Source organism: Gottfriedia acidiceleris, from assembly GCF_002128425.1.
In the GTDB taxonomy this organism is placed as follows: domain Bacteria; phylum Bacillota; class Bacilli; order Bacillales; family Bacillaceae_G; genus Gottfriedia; species Gottfriedia acidiceleris.
In genome coordinates, this window is record NZ_NESS01000007.1 from 164,091 (window position 1) to 184,633 (window position 20,543).

At 32.6% G+C, this 20,543-nt stretch carries 19 protein-coding genes and 1 pseudogene; 2 read left to right on the forward strand and 18 right to left on the reverse strand.

From position 1 onward, the window contains the following. Positions 1-33: 33 nt before the first annotated feature. The 13 genes and pseudogenes from B6K90_RS14770 to B6K90_RS14830 all read right to left on the reverse strand — a co-directional run bounded on the left by B6K90_RS14770 (position 34) and on the right by B6K90_RS14830 (position 14,000). Positions 34-3,192: a DNA translocase FtsK gene (locus B6K90_RS14770; RefSeq protein ID WP_088013551.1), complete on the reverse strand. Its 3,159-nt coding sequence runs from the start codon at positions 3,190-3,192 to the stop codon at positions 34-36. A 214-nt stretch (positions 3,193-3,406) separates the two neighbouring features. Beyond that, positions 3,407-4,012, reverse strand: coding sequence for a YtpR family tRNA-binding protein (gene ytpR / locus B6K90_RS14775; protein ID WP_088013552.1), 606 nt, complete (start codon positions 4,010-4,012; stop codon positions 3,407-3,409). Between the two features lie 14 nt (positions 4,013-4,026). Further along, positions 4,027-4,824, reverse strand: a complete 798-nt coding sequence (locus B6K90_RS14780) for a DUF1444 family protein (RefSeq protein ID WP_268875898.1) — start codon at positions 4,822-4,824, stop codon at positions 4,027-4,029. Between the two features lie 17 nt (positions 4,825-4,841). Then, a complete protein-coding gene (locus tag B6K90_RS14785; protein ID WP_088013553.1) occupies positions 4,842-5,159 on the reverse strand; it encodes a thioredoxin family protein in 318 nt (105 codons plus the stop codon). Between the two features lie 71 nt (positions 5,160-5,230). Then, a complete protein-coding gene (locus tag B6K90_RS14790) occupies positions 5,231-5,746 on the reverse strand; it encodes a DUF84 family protein (protein WP_088013554.1) in 516 nt (171 codons plus the stop codon). Between the two features lie 162 nt (positions 5,747-5,908). Further along, on the reverse strand, positions 5,909-6,781 hold the full coding sequence (locus B6K90_RS14795) for a Cof-type HAD-IIB family hydrolase (RefSeq protein WP_088013555.1): 873 nt from the start codon (positions 6,779-6,781) through the stop codon (positions 5,909-5,911). A gap of 162 nt (positions 6,782-6,943) precedes the next feature. Continuing rightward, on the reverse strand, positions 6,944-7,729 hold the full coding sequence (locus B6K90_RS14800; protein ID WP_088013556.1) for a DeoR/GlpR family DNA-binding transcription regulator: 786 nt from the start codon (positions 7,727-7,729) through the stop codon (positions 6,944-6,946). A 26-nt stretch (positions 7,730-7,755) separates the two neighbouring features. Beyond that, a complete protein-coding gene (locus tag B6K90_RS14805; RefSeq protein WP_088013557.1) occupies positions 7,756-8,769 on the reverse strand; it encodes an ABC transporter ATP-binding protein in 1,014 nt (337 codons plus the stop codon). Then, positions 8,766-9,635 (reverse strand): ABC transporter permease, encoded by an 870-nt coding sequence (locus B6K90_RS14810; RefSeq protein WP_088013558.1) that lies wholly within the window; start codon positions 9,633-9,635, stop codon positions 8,766-8,768. The genes B6K90_RS14805 and B6K90_RS14810 overlap by 4 nt, the downstream gene beginning before the upstream one ends. Then, positions 9,632-10,486, reverse strand: coding sequence for an ABC transporter permease (locus B6K90_RS14815; RefSeq protein WP_088013559.1), 855 nt, complete (start codon positions 10,484-10,486; stop codon positions 9,632-9,634). Before B6K90_RS14815 ends, B6K90_RS14810 begins: the two co-directional genes overlap by 4 nt. A gap of 78 nt (positions 10,487-10,564) precedes the next feature. Next, a pseudogene (locus B6K90_RS14820) lies at positions 10,565-11,401 on the reverse strand (alkaline phosphatase family protein). Continuing rightward, a complete protein-coding gene (locus B6K90_RS14825; protein WP_088013560.1) occupies positions 11,391-12,509 on the reverse strand; it encodes an ABC transporter substrate-binding protein in 1,119 nt (372 codons plus the stop codon). The pseudogene B6K90_RS14820 and the gene B6K90_RS14825 overlap by 11 nt, the downstream one beginning before the upstream one ends. 420 nt (positions 12,510-12,929) lie before the next feature. Continuing rightward, the gene (locus tag B6K90_RS14830; RefSeq protein ID WP_088013561.1) at positions 12,930-14,000 is read right to left on the reverse strand and encodes a M42 family metallopeptidase; all 1,071 of its coding nucleotides are present in this window, start codon (positions 13,998-14,000) and stop codon (positions 12,930-12,932) included. Positions 14,001-14,162: 162 nt separating this feature from the next. On the opposite strand from B6K90_RS14830, the gene B6K90_RS14835 reads away from it, so the two are divergent. Continuing rightward, positions 14,163-14,474, forward strand: coding sequence for a PepSY domain-containing protein (locus B6K90_RS14835; RefSeq protein ID WP_056473349.1), 312 nt, complete (start codon positions 14,163-14,165; stop codon positions 14,472-14,474). 14 nt (positions 14,475-14,488) lie between these two features. Here the strand turns inward: B6K90_RS14835 and B6K90_RS14840 are convergent, their stop codons facing one another. Then, a complete protein-coding gene (locus tag B6K90_RS14840; RefSeq protein WP_088013562.1) occupies positions 14,489-15,331 on the reverse strand; it encodes a YtnP family quorum-quenching lactonase in 843 nt (280 codons plus the stop codon). Between the two features lie 226 nt (positions 15,332-15,557). After that, on the reverse strand, positions 15,558-16,199 hold the full coding sequence (gene trmB / locus B6K90_RS14845; protein ID WP_088013563.1) for a tRNA (guanosine(46)-N7)-methyltransferase TrmB: 642 nt from the start codon (positions 16,197-16,199) through the stop codon (positions 15,558-15,560). Between the two features lie 151 nt (positions 16,200-16,350). On the opposite strand from trmB, the gene B6K90_RS14850 reads away from it, so the two are divergent. Next, positions 16,351-16,629, forward strand: coding sequence for a YtzH-like family protein (locus B6K90_RS14850; protein WP_088013564.1), 279 nt, complete (start codon positions 16,351-16,353; stop codon positions 16,627-16,629). Between the two features lie 31 nt (positions 16,630-16,660). On the opposite strand, the gene B6K90_RS14855 is transcribed toward B6K90_RS14850, so the two are convergent. The 3 genes from B6K90_RS14855 to thpR form a co-directional block, all read right to left on the reverse strand. Next, a complete protein-coding gene (locus B6K90_RS14855; protein ID WP_170927390.1) occupies positions 16,661-17,449 on the reverse strand; it encodes a phosphotransferase family protein in 789 nt (262 codons plus the stop codon). Positions 17,450-17,591: 142 nt separating this feature from the next. Beyond that, a complete protein-coding gene (pulA, locus tag B6K90_RS14860) occupies positions 17,592-19,754 on the reverse strand; it encodes a type I pullulanase (protein ID WP_088013565.1) in 2,163 nt (720 codons plus the stop codon). Positions 19,755-19,990: 236 nt separating this feature from the next. Further along, on the reverse strand, positions 19,991-20,542 hold the full coding sequence (gene thpR / locus B6K90_RS14865) for an RNA 2',3'-cyclic phosphodiesterase (protein ID WP_167555376.1): 552 nt from the start codon (positions 20,540-20,542) through the stop codon (positions 19,991-19,993). Between the last annotated feature and the right edge of the window lies 1 nt (position 20,543).

Here is a 20,543-nt window from a genome sequence, read left to right on the forward strand (position 1 = left end):
TCGTTACTTAATTTTTATCGATTTTCTAATTTATCACTCAGAACGAAACTCCTCTAATGTAATCAGTACATCACGAGGTTTACTTCCATTTTGATTCGATACAATCCCGTGATCAAACATTAGGTCAATTAATCTAGCTGCACGGTTGTATCCAATTCGAAAACGTCTTTGTAACATTGATACAGAAGCACCTTTTTGAACAATGACAAACTCCACTGCTTCTTCAAAAAGTTCATCATCAACATCCTGTGCGTCCGCTTTTGCTACAAGTTCCTCTTGATTAAATAAGTAATTCGGTTTTTGTTGGTCTTTAACAATCTCTACAACATGTTCGATTTCATCATCTGATACATAAACTCCTTGTAATCGAATTGCTTGAGATTTTCCATTATCTAAGAATAACATATCTCCTCGTCCAAGTAACTTCTCAGCTCCACCAATATCAATTATTGTTCTAGAATCTACTTGTGAAGATACTGTAAACGCAATACGTGTCGGTATATTTGATTTAATAATACCTGTAATGACATCAACTGAAGGTCTTTGAGTTGCTACTAATAAATGGATTCCGCATGCTCTCGCTTTTTGAGCAATTCGACAAATATAAGTCTCTACATCCCCAGGAGATACCATCATTAAATCCGCTAATTCATCAATAATAATGACTAAGTAAGGTAATTCATCATTATAAGCACCTTTTTTCTTCGCTAAATCATTGAATCGTTTTATATCTCTTGCCCCGGCATGAGCAAATAAATCATAACGTCGATCCATTTCATCACATGCCCACTTTAAAGCTGCAGTCGCGGCTCTAGCGTCAGTAATGACTGGCGAAATAAGATGTGGAATATGATTGTACGGTGCAAGCTCAACCATCTTAGGATCTATTAAAATTAATTTCACTTCATGAGGTTTCGCTTTATATAAAATGCTAACTAAAATTGAATTAATACAAACACTCTTTCCAGATCCCGTTGCCCCAGCAATCAAACCGTGTGGCATTTTTGAAATATCTGCATAAACAGGATCTCCACCTATATCAAGTCCAAGAGCAACAGTTAAAGGTGACTCGCTTTGCAAAAATTTATCCTGACTAACTAATTCTCTTAAGTAAACAGGCTTACTTTCTTTATTTGGTACTTCTATACCAATAGCACTTCGACCAGGAATCGGCGCTTCAATTCGAATATCTCTAGCTGCTAAGCTCAATTTAATATCGTCTTGTAAGTTCGTTATTTTATTTACTTTCACCCCAGGATCAGGCTGAACTTCGAAACGAGTTACTGTTGGACCCTGAGTTGCAGCAATTACTTTAGCTCCGACATTAAAATTCTGTAATGTTTCTTGAAGTAGCTGTTTTTGATCTTCAACCCAATCCCCATCATTAAATTGTTCAATTGGAGGCTCAACTAATAACTCTAATTCTGGTAATTCATAAAGTACTGGTGGCAATTCCTCTAAACCTTGACGTTCATCAGTCTGATTAATTTCTTCAGTTAAGTTCGTTTCTGGTTTGCTTTCTACATTTTCAAGAACTGACTGATTTTGAATTTCTTCAGGAGTATTTTCATTGATGATTACTTCATCATTTATTGCACTTGGTTGAACTTTCTCTGAAGATAAAATTCCACTTTGTTCAGGTAAACTAGCTTTCTCAATCATCTGCTCATTTTGATTTGCCTCAACTTCTTCATTTACCTTTTCTACTGTTGCAGCAGACTCATTTTGTAATTCACGAAGCTGCCTCATTATATTTGCTTTTCTAGAAGCCTCAACATCACTTCGAAGCATCATAACATTAAAAGGAAAATGGCGTTTTTTCTGACGTTTCTCAATTGGTTTAGGTTCAGTTTCCTCTTTATTAGCTTCTATTTCAGTCTTTATCTGTTCGTTAGAATTTGCAACGGAATGTTGATTAATTTCAACGGATCCCTCTACTTTAGAGTCAACAGTTGAACTTTCATGCTGAACCACTTCTTCTTTAATCTCTTTTATAACAACATCTGACTCGTCTGTTAATTCGGATTCTACTTTATACTCTTCATTATTTTGAATGAGTTCAGTACCTTTGTCTTCGTTTTCATCAAATTGGACCAAAGTCTCAACTTTGTGCTCATTCGACTCATTTTGTTCAATGACATCTTCCACATCTAGTTTAACAAGGGCATCTGCTTCATGTTGTACTTCTTCAATCTCAACTTCATTTTCAGCTTTAATTTTAATGGTTTCAAGCTGTACTTCTTCATCTCTCACTTCAACTTCTGGTTCAATTTGATAAGCCTCAAACTGTTCAACTTCATTTTTCTCTTCATTTTCGACTTCTACATGATGAATTTCAGGTTCTATATCCTCATTCTTCTCTTCAGCTTCAATTTCATGAGTTTCTAGTTGAACATCTTCAACTATCAACGCATGTTCTATTTCATTTTGATGAACTACATCACCTAGTTCTTCATTCTCAACTTGATTAGCTTCAGGTTGAATTTCTTCTTCTACTAGATTTAATACTTCAATTATTTCTTGATTTTGATTGACGAAACTCTCTTTTTCGAAAGTGTCGATTTCAACATTTTCAAGTACATTATTAACTTGAGAAGCTTCAACTCTAATTTCTTCGTTAGTTGAAGAAAGGTCAGAATCGGTAAAATTGTCTTCTTTTATCGGAGACTTTTGATAACCATAAATTGGTGAAATATATTCACTTGGTCGAAATGGTGTTTTTCTTTTTGGACGAAATACAATATCGACCTTTTCTTCTTTTTCTACTTTTGATGGTTCTTGCTCACTTTTTGAAATTTGATTTTTTTCAAGTCGACTAGATAAATTACTTTTATCATAGTGATTACTTTGAAAAGTATTTTTTACAAAATTATTACTCTGATTATATGTAGGTTTATATTCTTCTTTATTTAAACTGTTTGGTGACTTTTGCCAAATATCATCATTTTTTTGTTGTTTAAAAACTGGTTCAACTTTTGTTTCCTTTATCGGCTTTGGTGTCGATAATTCTTCATCTAATTCAATTGGAAATCTAAATTTTGGACGCTCATGTAAAGCGTTTCTCTTTTTTTCGATAGAGTGTGATTGATATAATTTCTCCTCAACAGGCTTTTCTTCAAACCTTTCTTCAAACTCTTCTTCAATCTCATTAAGGCTATTCGCCTTAAAAAGGCTTTTTAACCATTTCTTCATTTTTCTCACTCTCTCTATTTCTTTTCATACCTTTTATTTTACCATGTGACATAATGACAAAAAACACATTATTATTACAAATTGCGCTAGTTCAATCATATTTCGTTATCAATTATAAAATTTAAGCAAATTATTATTAAGATCTTAAAACTTTTATGATAAACATAAAAAATGCTAGTACCAATTAATGGCCTAGCATTTATTCATATATTATTTAGTTAAAAAAAGCTTTTCCAACTTCAGCATCAGCTTCTAGAACTAAGATTCCTTTTTCTTGTGGAGCGTCAGGTAGGTCAAGTTCACGTGCAGAACAAATCATTCCGAAAGAATCAACTCCGCGTAAATTAGCATCTTTAATGACTAATCCTGATGGCATTACAGCACCAACTTTTGCAACAACAACCTTTTGTCCTTGTTCAACATTCGGAGCTCCACAAACAATTTGTAATGTATCTGTTCCAACATCTACTTTGCAAATATTTAATTTATCAGCATTTGGATGTTTTTCTTTTTCAATCACATATCCAATAACGAATTTAGGTGAAAGGTCTAATACTAATGAATCGTTAAATCCTTCTTTTGCTAGTAATTCATTAACCGTATTAACAATGTGTTCAGTAATTGTAACGACACCGTTTTCTTGAACATCTACATAATTAGATGCCTCAAACACATTAATAGCAACCGTTTCATTCGTAACTGCACTATATACGCGTGCAATATTCCCTTTTCGTTCAACTTGACGATCTTCTGATGGAATTTGTTTTAATGTAATTAATAGCGTATCGCCAATTCCTTCTTTGTTATAAAAAATATTCACTGACTTCTTCCTCTCTATTGCTTCTTTTGTTTCCCTAAAATAAATACTGGCATTAGCTTTTCATTTTCGTAAGCAAATGACAATGATGTAATTGGTATTTTTCCACTTGCAAAGAAACTCATATTCATTTGCGCCATTATATCATAACCTATGTTATTTCGAATGTCAGCAAGGATTAGTACATCTCCATGAGGAATTCCTACTAATAATTCACCTTTTACTTTTGACTGAATTTCTTTTATAAAAGTATTGTTCAATACTCTACTTGCATCATATCCATCATTTGTACGGACAAAATAAAAAGTATTATCTGCAACAATATCTTCCTTTATTTGAACAGGCATTTTTCTTAAATTAAATAAAGCAATAGAATGAAGCTGCTCTTTTGTATAACCTGACTTTACTAATAAATTTTCATCAATTAGTTGATACGTTTTTTCTGAATCAATAGCATAATAGATTCTAGTTTCTGCGGTATGTTCATTCGTTACAAATAAATTTCCTTCTTCCTTTTCAGTTGGAAACGATGTAGCTCGAATAACTGGTCGAATTTGTTCTTCAAGAAATACAGTTTCGGAGTGCATAGCAGAAAGTGCTTCTTTTATATAATAAATTAATTCATTAAATGCCTCTTCACCATCTGCTTCATACTTTGCTACTGCACTATTTAAAGAAACACTCATCCCTTTACTACTTTCAATCCCTTCAATTCGAAGGTCTTCTTTTTCACGATCATAGATAAAACGCCAATCTTCATTTCCAAGGCGGTTTTCTATCATTTTTTTTAAGTCTAGTGTTGTTTTTTTAGCCAATTGTTTTACCTACCTTATTAGCCTCTTAATCCTTCAAGAAACTCTTCTACTTGTTCTTTTGTTTTACGATCCTTATTTACATAACGACCAATTTCTTCACCTTTATTAAACGCTATAAAACTTGGAATACCAAAAATATCGAGATTTTGGCATAGCTCAATAAATTGATCACGGTCTACATAATAAAACGTAAAGTCTTTATTTTCATCAATTATTTCTTGGAAGAACATATCTAAAAATCTGCAATCCGGACACCAATCTGCTGAAAATTGGAAAACCACTTTTTCTCCTTGTTTCACTTGTTCAAATTGTTCAACTGATGTAATTTTTTCCATTCTTTTTCCCTCGCTTAATTCGTTTTCTTTTATTTTATCTTATTTTTATCGATATGCAAAAAGGATGCCTCTCAATTGTTTTCTTCTTTTCGTTTCTTGAATTCATATTGTCCAAATAGTAATTCACAAATATGTTCAAAGATTTCTGTCCTAGTAATTCGGCCATTTGTAAATACTCCTACTGCCCCTTCTTTACTACGTATATCTTTTTCATTCGTATATCGTTCCATTAATACTGAAAGCTCAGTTCCATTTCTTAACTCATTAATAAATTCGCTAGGTAATAAAATTTTTGCACCGCTTGCTAGTATGACCTCATTTTCATATACAAGTGCTCCCCAGTTACAGAGGAAGAGTCGATCACCCTCAATAATTACACCGCCTTCCAAGCCAATGCCTATATCAGATTTTCCCTCCCGTTTGGCATTATGTGCTCGATTAATCGCACCTTCCATCGTTTCGCAGTCAGTCATTGGTTGGTTTGAAACATTGGATGGAACATTTAATCCCTCAACTTTAAACTGATTAAAGACTTTTTGTACCGCTCCTACTTTTGTCGGATTTAAAGAACCTATTATTATTTTCATTGTTGTAACTCCCATTCGCTGGTCTAATGTTTTATTAAGTTATTTAAATATATTTTTAATATACAATAAAAAAGACACTTTCAAAATGAAAGCATCTTAAAGTGACAACCTACTCTTTAAAAGAATGACATTATTCTATTTACTCGAGAGCTTTCAAACCATTTATCTTTGAACTACAAAAGTATCAATGTAATGATATATAGCGTGGGCAACACCATTTTCATTATTATTTAAAGTTGTTTGTATACAAATTGCTTTGATATCTTCTTTTGCATTTCCCATTGCAACACTATATCTGACTTTTTCGAACATCGAAATATCATTATTACTGTCTCCAATAGCCATTGCCTGATCTAATGAACCATTCAGTAAAAAAACTAATTTTTCTAATGCCAATCCTTTGGATGCAAAACGACTCGTAATTTCGATATTATGCTCTGCAGAAGACACAACCGTTAGCTCATTACTTTTATTAAACCGATTTCTAGCCTCCGCCAATTTTTCCTTATCAAACGTACAAACTAAAATATTATTAACTTCTTCATTTCGTTGTAATATTTCATGATATTGATCAACTAAAACATACCCAAACTGATCGAATTGTCTTTCAGCAACATTAACTAGTTCTTTCATTTCTTGATTTAAATCATTTCTTTTAAGGCTATTAATCTCATTTTGAAAACTCGCTCTTCTATCTTTAAGAGAATAAATGCTTTTATCTGTAAAAACTTCAAAATAATAATTTCTGTCATCAAGCCACTTTAATATCTGTTCAACATTCATTTCTGAGATTGTAATTGATGAAATACATTCTCCGCTTTTTGAATGGATTGTTGCCCCATTTGTTCCGATCACATATGGAGATAGCTTAGATCCTTCACAAATTTTTTGAACATCAAAATACGCTCGCCCCGTTGAAATAACGATTTCAATTCCATTTTCTCCGGCAAATTTAATTGCATTAATATTTTCTTCACTAATTTCATTCTCATTATTTAATAATGTGCCATCTAAATCTATTGCAATGAAGCTCATTGATTCTATCCCCTTTAATCCATTATGCTTTTCATTTAGTTTAATAGTGTTCAAAAATCGGATATTACCTAAAATTGCATGCTTAAGAAGGACAATAACGGTTCATTAATTGCGTTGTTGTCCATTTAACATAAAGAATAATGATTGTATAGACCTTTGTATTTAATTTGCTTGAATCCATTTAATTTCTTCTAATTTTGCATGCTCATTCCATTCTTCGGGAAATGAATGATCACACACGATTACATCAACTTTTTCAAGAGAACAAACTTTACAAAATGTATCTACACCAATTTTCGAGTAATCTGTTAATAAAATCACTTGCTTGGATACTTCCACCATTTTTCGAGATACTAGAGTTTCATGTAAATGATAATTGCTTACTCCATTGTGAGTTGAAACGCCGCCGGCTGAAATAAATGCCTTATCAATATTAAATTGACTTAATAATTGTTCAGTAATACTACCGCTAATTGATTGTTGCATTGGATCAACAATCCCACCAAGTAATAATATTTGTCCAGTAAACTTGTTTTGATTTAAAGACTCTGTTAACAGAGAAGAAACTGGTAATGAATTAGTTAATATTGTAATGTCTTTTTTATTTTCAATACACTGAGCAAATTCAAGCATTGTTGTGCCAACATCAATTGCGATTACATCTCCATTTGAAATTAGATCTATCGCTTTTTTTCCAATTTTTACTTTTGCTTCCTGATTCACCGTCGTTCGTTGTGTAAAAGGTGGTTCTTCATTTTGATAAACTGTTTTTATTGCTCCACCATACACCTTTTTTAACAAACCTTTTTCCTCTAATATCATTAAGTCTCGACGAATCGTCTCTTCTGACACATTAAATTGTTCCACTAATTCGACAACTTTAACTTTTCCTTTTTTATTAAGTTCTTTTAAAATCTCGTTTTTTCTTTCCTCAGGTAAAACAGACATTTTAATCCTCCAGAAACTTTAATAATTTATAAAATAACGCATTCTTCCTTTGGCACGATAATGTTAACATGCGCTCCTTGCTGGAACATTTCTCCTCGGTGGTTAAGATTATCTACAAGAAAAGAAGATTCTTCGGTTTTAACTTCGTATCTTAATACATTACCAGTCATAGTAACATCTGTAATAATTCCCTTAATTCCCCAGTTTCGTTGTAAATCCATGCAATCATCCCCTACTGCCACTATCTTTAATACTTCAGGTCTTATAGCTACATCATTTCCAATAAATTCATTACTACGAACAAGCTTATTGAAAACGTCCAACTCATAAACATTATAATTTCCGATGAATTTTGCTACGAACTTATTCACAGGAGTTGTATATATTTCCGAAGGCGTACCTGCTTGTACTACATTCCCATTATTCATCACAAAAATTCGATCGGACATTGTCATTGCTTCTTCTTGATCATGAGTAACAAAAATAGTTGTAATATCTAGTTCTTGCTGTATTTTTTTTAGTTCTTTTTGTAAGTTTTTTCGAATTTTTGCATCTAATGCGCTTAAAGGTTCATCCAACAATAGTACTTTTGGTTCCATGACAAGTGCTCGTGCTAGAGCAACTCTTTGTTGCTGTCCTCCTGATAATTGGTGAGGGTATGATTCTTCTTTACCTATTAGATCAACTAATTCAATCATCTTTTTTACTTTTACATGAATGTTTTTAGCTTTCTTCATTTTTATCCCATACGCTATATTTTCAAATACTGTCATATTTGGAAAAAGTGCGTAAGACTGAAATACCATTCCTACTTCACGTTGGCGTGGAGGTAAATTAGTTATGTTTTTCCCATCAATTAATATATTTCCTACCTCGACGTCTTCAAGTCCGGCAATAGAACGTAATAAAGTACTTTTTCCACATCCGCTTTGGCCTAGAAGCGTCACGAATTCACCTTTATTAAACGTTAAGGAAATATTATTTAAAACGACTTGATTTTGATATTTTTTAGTCACTTGATCAATATTTACGTAGCTCATTTAATTTCACCTTCAATTGCAGTATTTTTTAAATGACTTTGTCTTTTTAAAATAGACCACTTTTTCTTTAACACAACAGGCGTTTTTTTAGTTCTAAACGAGAGTTTTAACACAGTTCCCGTTAAGAGCATAATCACCAAATAATAAGTAATAACGATGGCACTTGTTATATGTCCGCTACTATTTAATTTATCAACAAGATATATTTGTAGAGTTTCAAATCTTCCTCCTACTAGTAAATTAGCAAATGCAAATTCACTGAATAAAAGTGCTACTGATAATAAACTTGAAACTAATATTCCAGATAAAATATTCGGAATTACAACAGTTCGAAAAGCTTGAAATTTAGTTGCACCAAGCAATTCTGCTGCATCTACAAGTTGAATGGCATTTAATGTTCTAAGACTATTACGAATACCTTGGTACATAAACGGTAGAATCGTTATAAAGTAAGCTCCAATTAATATCCAAGGCGTACCTGCAATTTGCAATGGACCATCAGAATATAACTTAATTAAACCAACTGCTCCTACTATAGGAGGAATTCCATACGGAAGCATCGAAATTGCTTGAAGAATTCCTTCGAATTTACTGAAATATACCGTTATGATAAAGATTGTTGGGAGCATGATTGAAACACTTAGAAAAACGGTTATGACAATTAAGATTAATGTTCGTTGAAAAGCACCAATAAATCGTCCATCCTGAAATAATTCAATATACCAATTTAATGTATAGCTCTCAGGTAAGATTGTATGGTCCCATTTATGTGCAATTGAAAATAAGAATGTACCGACTAACGGAATTAATAAATAGATTACAAGTAATCCGACGATCACTTTAAAAAACATCGATGATAATTTCATCGTAAATCCCTCCTAATGCGACGCATCATTCTTTCGTTAATCCACATCGCTCCAATCATAGTTGTTGCTAGAAGGACTCCTAGTGCGCTACCTAATTGAGGTTTTAATGCAACATCACTTGCGACAAGTGAGGCAATTTGCAATGACAATAAATTATAATTGCTACCAACTAATGCGTAGGCCGTTGCATAAGCCCCCATAGCGTTAGCAAATAAAATACTAAAAGTACCTACTATACTTGGTAAAAGTACTGGAATTCCGATTCTAAGCCAAAATGATATTGTTGATCCTCCTAATAATGCAGACGCTTCTTTCCATTGTTGTTTTATTCCTCGGAAGGAAGGATAAATCAACAAAATTGCTAGAGGAATTTGGAAATAAATATAGACAAGTATTAGCCCGGTCCATGAATATAAATTAAAATTAGAAAATAGATCCCAGCCAAGTTTTGCAAAAAGCAAAGTAAACAATCCGTTGTTTCCAAGTAAAATAATATATGAGAAAGAAAGAGGAATTCCTTCAAAATTTGAAGTCATATTAGCAATCATTAATAGACGATTTTGTATTTTACGTGAAAACTTTGTAAAAGAATAAGCCATGACAACAGCTATTAGAATCGAAATTACTGCCGAAATAATAGAAATGACGATACTATTTTTAATAGCTTGTAAGTAAAACTTACTTTTAAATATCGTTATATATTGATCTATAGTAAGATGCTTTCCATCATCAGCATAAAAACCATTCTTAATCATTGCCATCAATGGTCCTAATTCAAATCCTATTACAAACAATACAAATGGCAATAAAAGAGCTAATAAGTAAATCTTATGTTTTTTTATTTTTTGCAAAAATTCTCGCTCCCTTAAATTCTTTAAACATTAGAGAATTGGTTCTAACCAATTCTCCTTCCATTAAAAATCTTCATTTCAATAAACTTCATTTTTTTCCTTATATCCGGGTAATCGATAAGAAATCATCTTATTTGATGGCTCGATATTTAATAGTTCACAAACAAGTGGTGCAAAAGCCAACTGAGGAATTACTTCATCATAAACACCAGGCTCAACTTTCGGACTGATGATAAACAATGGTACATCTCGTTCGCCTGCTGTTATCCCACCATGATTTCCAGTTTCACTCATTCCATGATCAGATGTTATTAATACGTGATAACCTTCTCACATCCAAATCGGAAGAAGTTGGGCTAACAAACTTCCTATTTTTAAAATTTGTTCACGATATTCTTTCGATTCCGAACCATAAAGTTCTCCTTTAACATCTACACCTAATGGGTGTATGTACAAAAAGTTGGGGTCATATTTTCTACGTAAAGTTTCAGCATCCGCAAAAACATGACTGTCGGGATAATCATCATCCCAATAGAATTTTCCATATTGAATCGCATTAGAGAGATCATCTTGTTCTCGGTCTTCTATAAAATTAAATGGTGCACGATTATATAATTCACTTACCCAGTAATAAGATACCGCTCCGTTACTTAATCCATTTTCCTTTGTAAGATGAAAGATACTTTTTTCATTAGATAAACGCACTGCTTGATTCGATGTAATTCCATTTACAGATGATGCTGTTCCGGTCAATAACACTTCATATAATGGGCGTGAAAGGCTAGGAAGCTCCGATTTCATTTTATAAAGTGCTGCTTGATTTAATTCAACTAAATGTTGAAGGTACCCAAGAGCTTCACAAGCTTTGTCATATCTCATACCATCAACAACGATAGCTATAACTTTATTTGACATTTACTAACACCTCTTCTTGCCAGATTTGTGGTAAAGTTTTTGCGGTTTCTTCCCAAGTTTTAAAATCTCTAATTGGTTTTGCATTTTTGTACTGCTCTTTTGGAATCATTTTTGCAGCTACATCTTTTGGAAGTACTACGTCACGAATAGGACGTGCAAATCCTTTTGCTAAGTTGATTTGTCCTTCATCGCTTAAAATATATTCTCTTGTAGCCATAGCCGCATAAGGATGTTTAGCATATTTATTGATAATAGTTGAGTATCCACTAACCACTGATCCATCACTAGGTATAGATACATCAAATTGATTGCGATTAATAGCTTCTGCATATCCAAGCCCATTAAAGTCCCAAACAAGGGCTACTTCAACCTCTCCTTTTTCGATGTTTGCTGGTTTAGCATCTGTTAAGCTTAAACGACCTTGCTTTGCTAGCTTTTTAAAGAAGTCGATTCCTGGTTTGATATTTTTTTCATCTCCACCGTAAGCAATAGCAGCAGCAAGTACGGCCATTTGGTTTTGAGTACCACGTTGTACATCTCCAACTGTTACTTTATATTTTCCCTTTAAAATATCGTCCCAAGATTTAGGAGGTGTTTTTACTAATTCTTTATTTGTCAGAAAAGAAATTGTTCCTTGGTATCCAACTACCCAGTCGCCATTATCATCCTTTGCCCAATCAGGAATCTCGTCCCAGTAAGATGTTTTGTAAGGAATCGTTAATTTCTTTTGTTCTGCGATTGGGCCAAAAGACATTCCAACATCCCCAATATCTGCAGTAGCATTTTCTTTTTCAGATTCCATTTTTGCAATCTCTTCTGCACTAGACAAATCCGTATCAATATGTTTTAAATTATAATTTTCATTAACTTCTTTCCAAGTTTCACCCCAGTTAGCCCATGAATCAGGCATACCAACACTATTAATTTCACCTTCTTTTTTTGCTTTAGCTTCAATTTCATTAAGAGTTAATGAATTCGGATTTATTACAGATTCACTTTTCGTTTCCACAGCTTTTCCGCATGCTGTTAATCCTAGAACTGTCATACCTATAACAACACCTTGAATCACCTTAACCTTGTAACTTTTCTTCTTAAATTCAGTTTTCATTGTTTATCTCCTCTTAATAATGTGGTTTGTTTAATGTTTGTTACTGGTTATTACCGTTTAATCATAAGATACCATCGTAAAACCCACATTAACTGGATGTTAAGAATTTGTTAATAACATTTATATAAAACAGGGTTAAGCGTTATCGATTAATCGTTTAGGAAAAGATTTTATAAAACATAAAGGGGTTATTCTAAATAGACTTCTAAAACGAGGTAAATAATTTGCTGGTGAGGCTTTTTTTTGTATTGTGGTCATATTTTTTTTCGTTTCAAGTAATTGTGTACTATTGTTCCTTGTTTGGATAGGACTCGATATCAACAAAGTTCGCAATATGTTCTCTGCAATTAATTTAATGAAGTAATTTTTCACAAAAAAAAGAGAGTCTCAAAAGTCATTCGACTTATGAGACAGCTCTTTTTAATAATTACGTAATGTTTCAACAGTAGTTTTATCAGTCGCTTTAACAAGCTTTACAAGTAATTCCTTAGCAGCTAAATAATCATCAACATGAATAATTGATGCTGCAGTGTGGATATAGCGAGAGCAAATACCAATTACAGCAGATGGTACACCATCGTTTGAAACATGTACTCGTCCAGCATCTGTTCCACCTTGTGAAACAAAATATTGGTAAGGAATTTTATTCGTTTCTGCAGTATCTAAAATAAATTCACGGATTCCTTTATGCGTAACCATCGTGCGGTCTAAAATACGTAATAATACACCTTTACCTAATTGACCGAACTCTGATTTAGATCCTGACATATCATTAGCTGGACTTGCATCAAGTGCGTAAAAGATATCAGGTTTAATCATATTTGCAGCTGTTTGTGCTCCTCTAAGTCCAACTTCTTCTTGAACAGTAGCACCTGAATATAAAATATTTGGTAATGTCTCGTTTTGAACTTCTTTTAATAATTCAATCGCAAGTCCACATCCATAACGGTTATCCCATGCTTTTGCCATAATTTTTTTCTCATTAGCCATAGGTGTGAAAGGACATACTGGTACAATTTGTTGACCTGGACGAATGCCAATATTTTGTGCATCTTCTTTGTTATCTGCACCAATGTCGATTAGCATATTTTTCATATCCATTGGTCTAGCTCTTAACTCATCGCTTAATAAATGCGGTGGAATTGAACCAATCACTCCAATAACTGGTCCTTGTTCTGTCATAACTTGAACTCTTTGAGCAAGCAATACTTGGTTCCACCAGCCTCCTAGTGGTTGAAATCTTAGCATCCCGTTTTCTGTAATTTGAGTAACCATGAAACCAACTTCATCCATATGACCTGCCACCATTACAGTAGGTCCATCTTCTGTTCCACGTTTAACTCCAAAAATACTTCCTAAACGATCTTGCACAATCTCATTCGTATATTTCTCAAGTTCTTTTCTCATGAAGTGACGAACTTCATGCTCAAATCCTGGTGCACCTTGTAATTCTGTTAAAAATTTAAAAAGCTGTAGAGTGTCTTGATTCATAATTAAAGTTCCTCTCTGTACAAAACATAACTTCTTTTTTTTATTTTATCTAAAAATAACACATAATACCAATGCTAACCGTTGAAATGTTGCCCCGGTTTGACTAAGATAAGTAGTAGAATGTTTTTTCAAGCGCATAATACATAAATAGAGGTGGTATAAATGAAACTTAAACGCGTCTTAATTGGCTTAGGTTTAGGTGTTGCTGGTGGACTATATTTACAAAAAAAATTATCTTCACAATATATTCCAGCAGAAAAAGCATTAAAAACAATTAAACCAGTATTTCTTTCATATGGTAATGTAACTGGAACTTGGATTCATTCAGAACCAAAGTGGGCAGATTTACCTGATTATGAAGGTGATGTTTATGAAGGTGGTTTTACAGTAGTAGAATCTGATAATGATACTACAAACTATTCATTCATCATTAATGCTGTAAATGGTGAGCTAATTTCTGCTCAAATTGTTTAACCACAATAGCCAAATTATTTGGAGCGTTCGATCGACTGTAATACTTGTCCTTTGGCGCTCCATTTTATTGCTCTATATACATCGTCATGATAGAACGTAAACCAAGATTTTTTTTGCATACCAAAATTAACCCATTTTTCTTTTGCGTAAATAGATGTCATTGGGTAATCATCATATGCCATAACCCATAATGGTGACTGATGTGCATGCGTAGGCATTAAATCCCCCATATGCAATAATAGCTCATCTTCAGTTTCAATTTTTATAATACTGTGCCCATCGCTATGTCCACCTGTGTGAATAATTGTTATTTCATCTGTTAAAGAATACTCTTTTTCAAATGCAATTACTTGGTGCTGGGTTGCTTCCCAATTTTCTTTCCAATATGTATTACTTGAACGAATATTCGGATTTCTCATTTCATCCCATTCAATTTGAGATGTAATAATTTTTGCATTCGAAAATACAGGTTGGAATTCACCATTTTCAAATTTAGTTAATCCACTTGCATGATCAAAATGCAAATGTGTCATAATGACATAATCAATATCGTCTAGTTTTAATCCGTGCCTCGCTAATGATTCTTCTAACGCTGAATCCTCAGTAACGCCAAAATTTCTTTTTTGTTTCTCATTTAATTTATTAACACCGATGCCGCTATCAATGATAATGTTTAAACCATTTGTTTGAATAAATACCGGGTCAGTACGTAAAGGAATTTGGTTTTTCTCATTAACAATATATTTTTTTGACCAAAGCGCCTTTGGAACAACTCCAAACATTGCTCCACCATCTAAATGTGTATTTCCTCCAGTAAGCCACTGAATTGTACAAGTTCCAATTTTTAACTGTTCCATACGTATCCCCCTTCTTTTTTACTAGACTTAAATATTATACCACTTTTACGAATTTACTGAATATTTTAAGAGCAGGAATAGGTAAAAGAAGGGAACAATAGTGAATATGAAATGAAAATTCGTTTTTAGTTCGCGTAAATATAAATATTCATATTAAAGTTCGTGTGTTCTAGCAAAATAAAAAAGACTATCATGATAAATAGCTCACGATAGTCTTTTGATTAGATTAGTTTCTATAAGCTGCCTCTACTCGGTAAATACGATTACCTTTTGAAGAAAACTTTTCTTCGTATTCAGTCATAATATTTCCTTCAAAATCACTGTTATGAAGGTCTAAGCTTAAGAAATGCATTGTCATTCCATAGTTCGCCATACTCATGATTGAAAACTCGAATAAATCTTGATTATCTGTTTTAAAATGAATTTCGCCATCATTTTTTAAGATTTGTTGATACATATTTAAAAATGTTTTATATGTTAATCGACGTTTTTCATGACGAACCTTTGGCCATGGATCAGAAAAGTTTAAATAAACTCGATCTATTTCTCCGTCCTCAAAGAAATCCGTTAATTTTTGTGCATCTACATTTAACAGCTTTAAGTTTGGAACTTCAGCTTCAATTAATTTATCTAATGCATCAGAAATTACACTTGTATATTTCTCAATACCAATATAGTTAATATGAGGATTGGCCTTAGCCATACCGACCATAAAACGACCTCTACCCGTACCAACCTCGATATGAATTGGTTGATCATTTTGGAAAATTTCTTTCCATTTTCCTTTTTGTTCAGACGGATTTGGAATTACATAATGAGCATTTTGTTTAACTTGATCTGCCGCACCTGGCTTATGTCTTAATCTCATAAGATTTTACTCCCTCTCGATTTTGCAATTTATATTTTTTAAAAAGAAAAAACCAAGCACTATGGCACTCGGTTATTCCGGTATAGTATAAAATCATTTCTTGTAACACAAACTATTTCAAGTGTACTTAATAAAAAAAGGATGTGTATTTATGCCTTTAAATCATGAGCATCAATTAACAATTTTACGTGATATTTTAATGAATCACCAATCTGATTGCTGTGGAACCGTATCAGAATGTGAACAGTTAGAAAGACTTGTTCAATCCTTATTAACGAACGACCAAATAACAGATGATGTAAAAAGCATGTTAAATGATGTGTATTATTACAGTCAGTCTGGAAAGTATTCTTCCGATTTAGATCAGCACATTACAAATCACCAAAATCAACTCTCTCAATGGGTGACTGATTTTAATACTTATTCTTAATCTATATGACAATTTCCGAGGAAATTTTTATTTAATCTAATATTTTCTCAAGCAGGCTCTCCATTTTTTGAGTCTGCTTTTCATTTTCACGAAGAGTATACCATTTAATCCAAATGATTGTTTGAGCGACTACATACCAAGTCATTCGATTTAACAGGTCTTCGGTAAATTTTATTCCATAACTTCGAAGCCATTTTTCCCAATCGTTCTGTTCTACATAAGTGAATAAAAACATGCCCAAATCAAATGCTTTATCAGCAATGATTGCCTCATCCCAATCGATTAAATATAAATTATTAGTCGCCGTAAGTAACCAATTATGATGATTTAAATCACTATGACAAACGACTAAATCCTCTGGATCAAATGATGGCATATTTTCCTCTAAATATTCGATGCCTTTTACAATAATCTGACTTTGTGTAAACTCTTCAGTAAGATTACCTACGATTGTTTGCAGTAAATCCTGAGGTTCTAATGGATTAATCCCTAGCTTCGTTAACATATATAACAATTCTTTGGAAGAATGGATACGATATAAAAATTGCGCAACCCCTTTCGCAGAGAGCTCAAAAGGTTCTAGACTTCGTGCAATTACCCACTCTTGAGCAGTAAGTACATCACCATTTTCTAGTCTTCTAGTCCAAACTAATTTTGGTACAAAACCAGCTGCTGATAGAACTGCTAAAAAAGGAGAAGAATTTCGTTTTAGAAATAATCTCTTATCATTATTTTCAGCTATATACGCTTCACCAGTAAAACCACCGGCTGGCGAGATTGTCCATTCTTTTCCGAGTATTTCTTGTATAAGATTATCCATTGTTCTTCCGTTCCTTGTTGTTATATATGTTTGTATTTAAAATTATTTTATTACAAAAAAAGAAAGATAGCCTATTACAATTAGCTGTAATAAGCCATCTTTTACAAGTTTACATTGTTTAATTAGAATCTGCAAGTAGTTGCTAGTATTTTACTAATACAACAGTCGAAAGGGATGGCATTGGTAATTTATTACATTCCACTTTCATCCCTTTATTAACATAATGATTACTACCATCCCATACGTACTCCCAATGGTCCTCATTTCCGAGATCAATCGTAATGTCATTTAGACCATTATGAAATAACACCATTACTTCTTTAACACGATCTATCTCTTCTAAACCACTAATTCGGTAACCAATTATATCACGATGAATATTGACTGGCGTTACATACCTTTCTATTTCTTCTTTAAAAGAAAATCGGAAACATTTAAAGCGCTTTCGAATTGCGATAAACTCTTTAACAATCTCGATTGAAGATGCTTCACGTTCTGCTCTTGCCCAATCAATACTATTAATTGTGTCGCCTGAATTATAACTGTTTTCTATACCTTTTTTTGTTCGAAAAAACTCTTGGCCGCTATGAAGAAACGGTACACCAAACGAAAATATTACAATACTTGTTCCAAGTAAATGTCTTTTCTTTAGTATTTCTTCACATTCTTTCTGATTGGAAAGCTTTAATCTGTCCCACATAGTGTGATTATCATGTGATTCTACATAATTGATTGATTGATACGGCTCTTTAAATAAATTTATTTGATTATTAATCCCAACACTTCCTAAAAGTAAATCGGACAAATATTCATTATGAATATTATTACCTTGTATAAAGCCTATTTCTTGAAATGAAAAAGTACTTCCTTTTATACCATCTCGGAATTTATCATTAAAAAACCCAACCATTGGTAGTTGATGACTTTGGTTTATTGTTGCTTTTCGAGAAGATGGACTTAAAGATGTATTTAAATCCCAACCTTCTCCAAAAATGATTATTTCTGGTTTTAAGATTGTCAGTTCAGTTACAATTTGATTCATTGTATCCGTATCCAAAATTCCCATTAAATCAAACCTAAACCCATCGATGTCATATTCTTCAGTCCAATATTTTATAGATTGCAAAATAAAACGTCTAGCCATCAATCTTTCAGATGCAAAGTCATTCCCTACACCTGTTCCATTCGATGGTAAACCACGTTCATCTTGTCTAAAATAATATCCTGGTACAATTTTTTCGAATTGGCTAGTTTGTAATTCATAAACATGATTGTAAACAACATCCATAATAATCCGTAAACCATGTTCATGATACACCGAAATAAGGTTCTTTAATTCATTTATTCTTTCGATCGGTTCATCCGGTTTTAAACTATAACTACCTTCTGGTGCATTGAAGTTCAATGGATTGTAGCCCCAATTATAGCTTTGGAAAGGATTATTTTCATCTATTCCTTCAAAATCAAAAAATGGTAATAATTCAATATGTGTAACTCCTAGATTACAAATATAATCCAAACCTGTTGAAAAACCATTGTACTTAGTATCTTTTTCATGAAATCCTTCAAAAGACCCCTTCTTTTGAATCCCACTTAGTGGATGTGAAGTAAAATCTCGAATACTGGCTTCGTAAATAATACAATCAGTATACTTACTAGGCGGTGCACTATTTACTTTACTAACTTTGCTACTCTTTGATAAATCAATCACTACACTATGTTTACCATTTAAAGTAACTGCTTTTGCATATGGATCAACAGCTTCTCGCCAAATCAGATTCACACATACTAAAAAATTATAAACTAAACCGTCACAATCACGATTGACTACTGTTTTCCAAGTCCCTTTTCCATCTCGTTCCATTAACTTTTCAGTAAACTTCTCTTTTTCACCGTATGCTTGATAAATTCTTAACTTAACCTTTGATGCAGTAGGTGCCCATAATTTAAATTGTGTAGATTTATGCGTATAAATCGCACCTAAATCCTCTCCATCATAGGCATATTTTTCATCAAAGTCTCTCGAACGAATAACTCCACCTACTTGTAAATCTGTGCGAATACCAAATTCATCCTCAATCTCATACTTTTTTTCTAACAAAAGAACTTCAGTAGTCAAAACAGTATATTTAAAAAATCTATCAAACTCTATTCGAGATATGACAGGAAGCCTTGTTCTTTGGCCATCCTCTTCAATTAGTTCAAAATATGACTGCACTGTATGTTTGTTCGATTTGGGAATAATCATTGTTATTTCTTGAAATCCATCTATATAAGCTTCAAAAGCCCTTTTAATATGAAACAACGCTATTCACCATCCAGACTATAAATTTAAAACGTTTACATAAAAACGACGTATTTTCGTTATTTATTAAATCGATATGATTAGTCTATTCACAAAGAGTTAAAATGGATTCTAAACAAACACTTAATGAAATTACCCTTTTATTTTAAATGTCAATTCATTCTGTTTAAAGCTTCTTCAGAAAAGTATTCGTTAGTTTCTTGAAATATTTCTTATATTCGGCTCAACTCATCAATTTACTTTAATTTAATTGATTCAGCAATGTAGTAACTTGGTTTTTTAGAAGGTTGAATCTTATATAAAACGACTTCATTCACTTTGAATTTTAAAGGTTTCTCTTCCCAACTAAGTGGGATCTCAAATTTTTTATCAAACCTATCATTATATTTCTTTGCGATTGTAATATGCGGATTATATGGACGTTTATCAATTGAAAAACCGATTTTTTCACATATCTTACGAATTCTATTTTGCAACTCCATTAATTCAACGCTTTTCTTTAAACCAAACCACCATACACGTGGCTGTACAGTACTCCCAAAAATTCCTAACTGCTGAATTGACAAGTCAAAACTTTTATAATCGTTAAGTTCTTTTTGTAATTGATCCATAAGCTCTACACTTTTTGTATATGTAACTGGACCTAAAAATGATAAAGTAATATGAAAATCATCTTTAAAAGTCCATTTCTTTAAAGGTAATTTTGTATACCATTTTTTTGAATATTCATCTAAAATTTCTTTTATTTCTAATGGCAAAGGAACAGCAAGGAAATAATGTTCACTCAAC

What these genes read in the sequence shown, in the direction of transcription:
- B6K90_RS14795 (WP_088013555.1), bottom strand. Translation starts at nt 6,781, where the DNA reads ATGAGCTTCATTGCAATAGATTTAGATGGCACATTATTAAATAATGAG.
- trmB (WP_088013563.1), bottom strand. Translation starts at nt 16,199, where the DNA reads ATGAGATTAAGACATAAGCCAGGTGCGGCAGATCAAGTTAAACAAAAT.
- B6K90_RS14830 (WP_088013561.1), bottom strand. Translation starts at nt 14,000, where the DNA reads ATGAATCAAGACACTCTACAGCTTTTTAAATTTTTAACAGAATTACAA.
- B6K90_RS14850 (WP_088013564.1), top strand. Translation starts at nt 16,351, where the DNA reads ATGCCTTTAAATCATGAGCATCAATTAACAATTTTACGTGATATTTTA.
- B6K90_RS14800 (WP_088013556.1), bottom strand. Translation starts at nt 7,729, where the DNA reads ATGTCTGTTTTACCTGAGGAAAGAAAAAACGAGATTTTAAAAGAACTT.
- B6K90_RS14840 (WP_088013562.1), bottom strand. Translation starts at nt 15,331, where the DNA reads ATGGAACAGTTAAAAATTGGAACTTGTACAATTCAGTGGCTTACTGGA.
- B6K90_RS14825 (WP_088013560.1), bottom strand. Translation starts at nt 12,509, where the DNA reads ATGAAAACTGAATTTAAGAAGAAAAGTTACAAGGTTAAGGTGATTCAA.
- B6K90_RS14835 (WP_056473349.1), top strand. Translation starts at nt 14,163, where the DNA reads ATGAAACTTAAACGCGTCTTAATTGGCTTAGGTTTAGGTGTTGCTGGT.
- B6K90_RS14855 (WP_170927390.1), bottom strand. Translation starts at nt 17,449, where the DNA reads ATGGATAATCTTATACAAGAAATACTCGGAAAAGAATGGACAATCTCG.
- B6K90_RS14785 (WP_088013553.1), bottom strand. Translation starts at nt 5,159, where the DNA reads ATGGAAAAAATTACATCAGTTGAACAATTTGAACAAGTGAAACAAGGA.
- B6K90_RS14770 (WP_088013551.1), bottom strand. Translation starts at nt 3,192, where the DNA reads ATGAAGAAATGGTTAAAAAGCCTTTTTAAGGCGAATAGCCTTAATGAG.
- B6K90_RS14790 (WP_088013554.1), bottom strand. Translation starts at nt 5,746, where the DNA reads ATGAAAATAATAATAGGTTCTTTAAATCCGACAAAAGTAGGAGCGGTA.
- B6K90_RS14810 (WP_088013558.1), bottom strand. Translation starts at nt 9,635, where the DNA reads ATGAAATTATCATCGATGTTTTTTAAAGTGATCGTCGGATTACTTGTA.
- B6K90_RS14805 (WP_088013557.1), bottom strand. Translation starts at nt 8,769, where the DNA reads ATGAGCTACGTAAATATTGATCAAGTGACTAAAAAATATCAAAATCAA.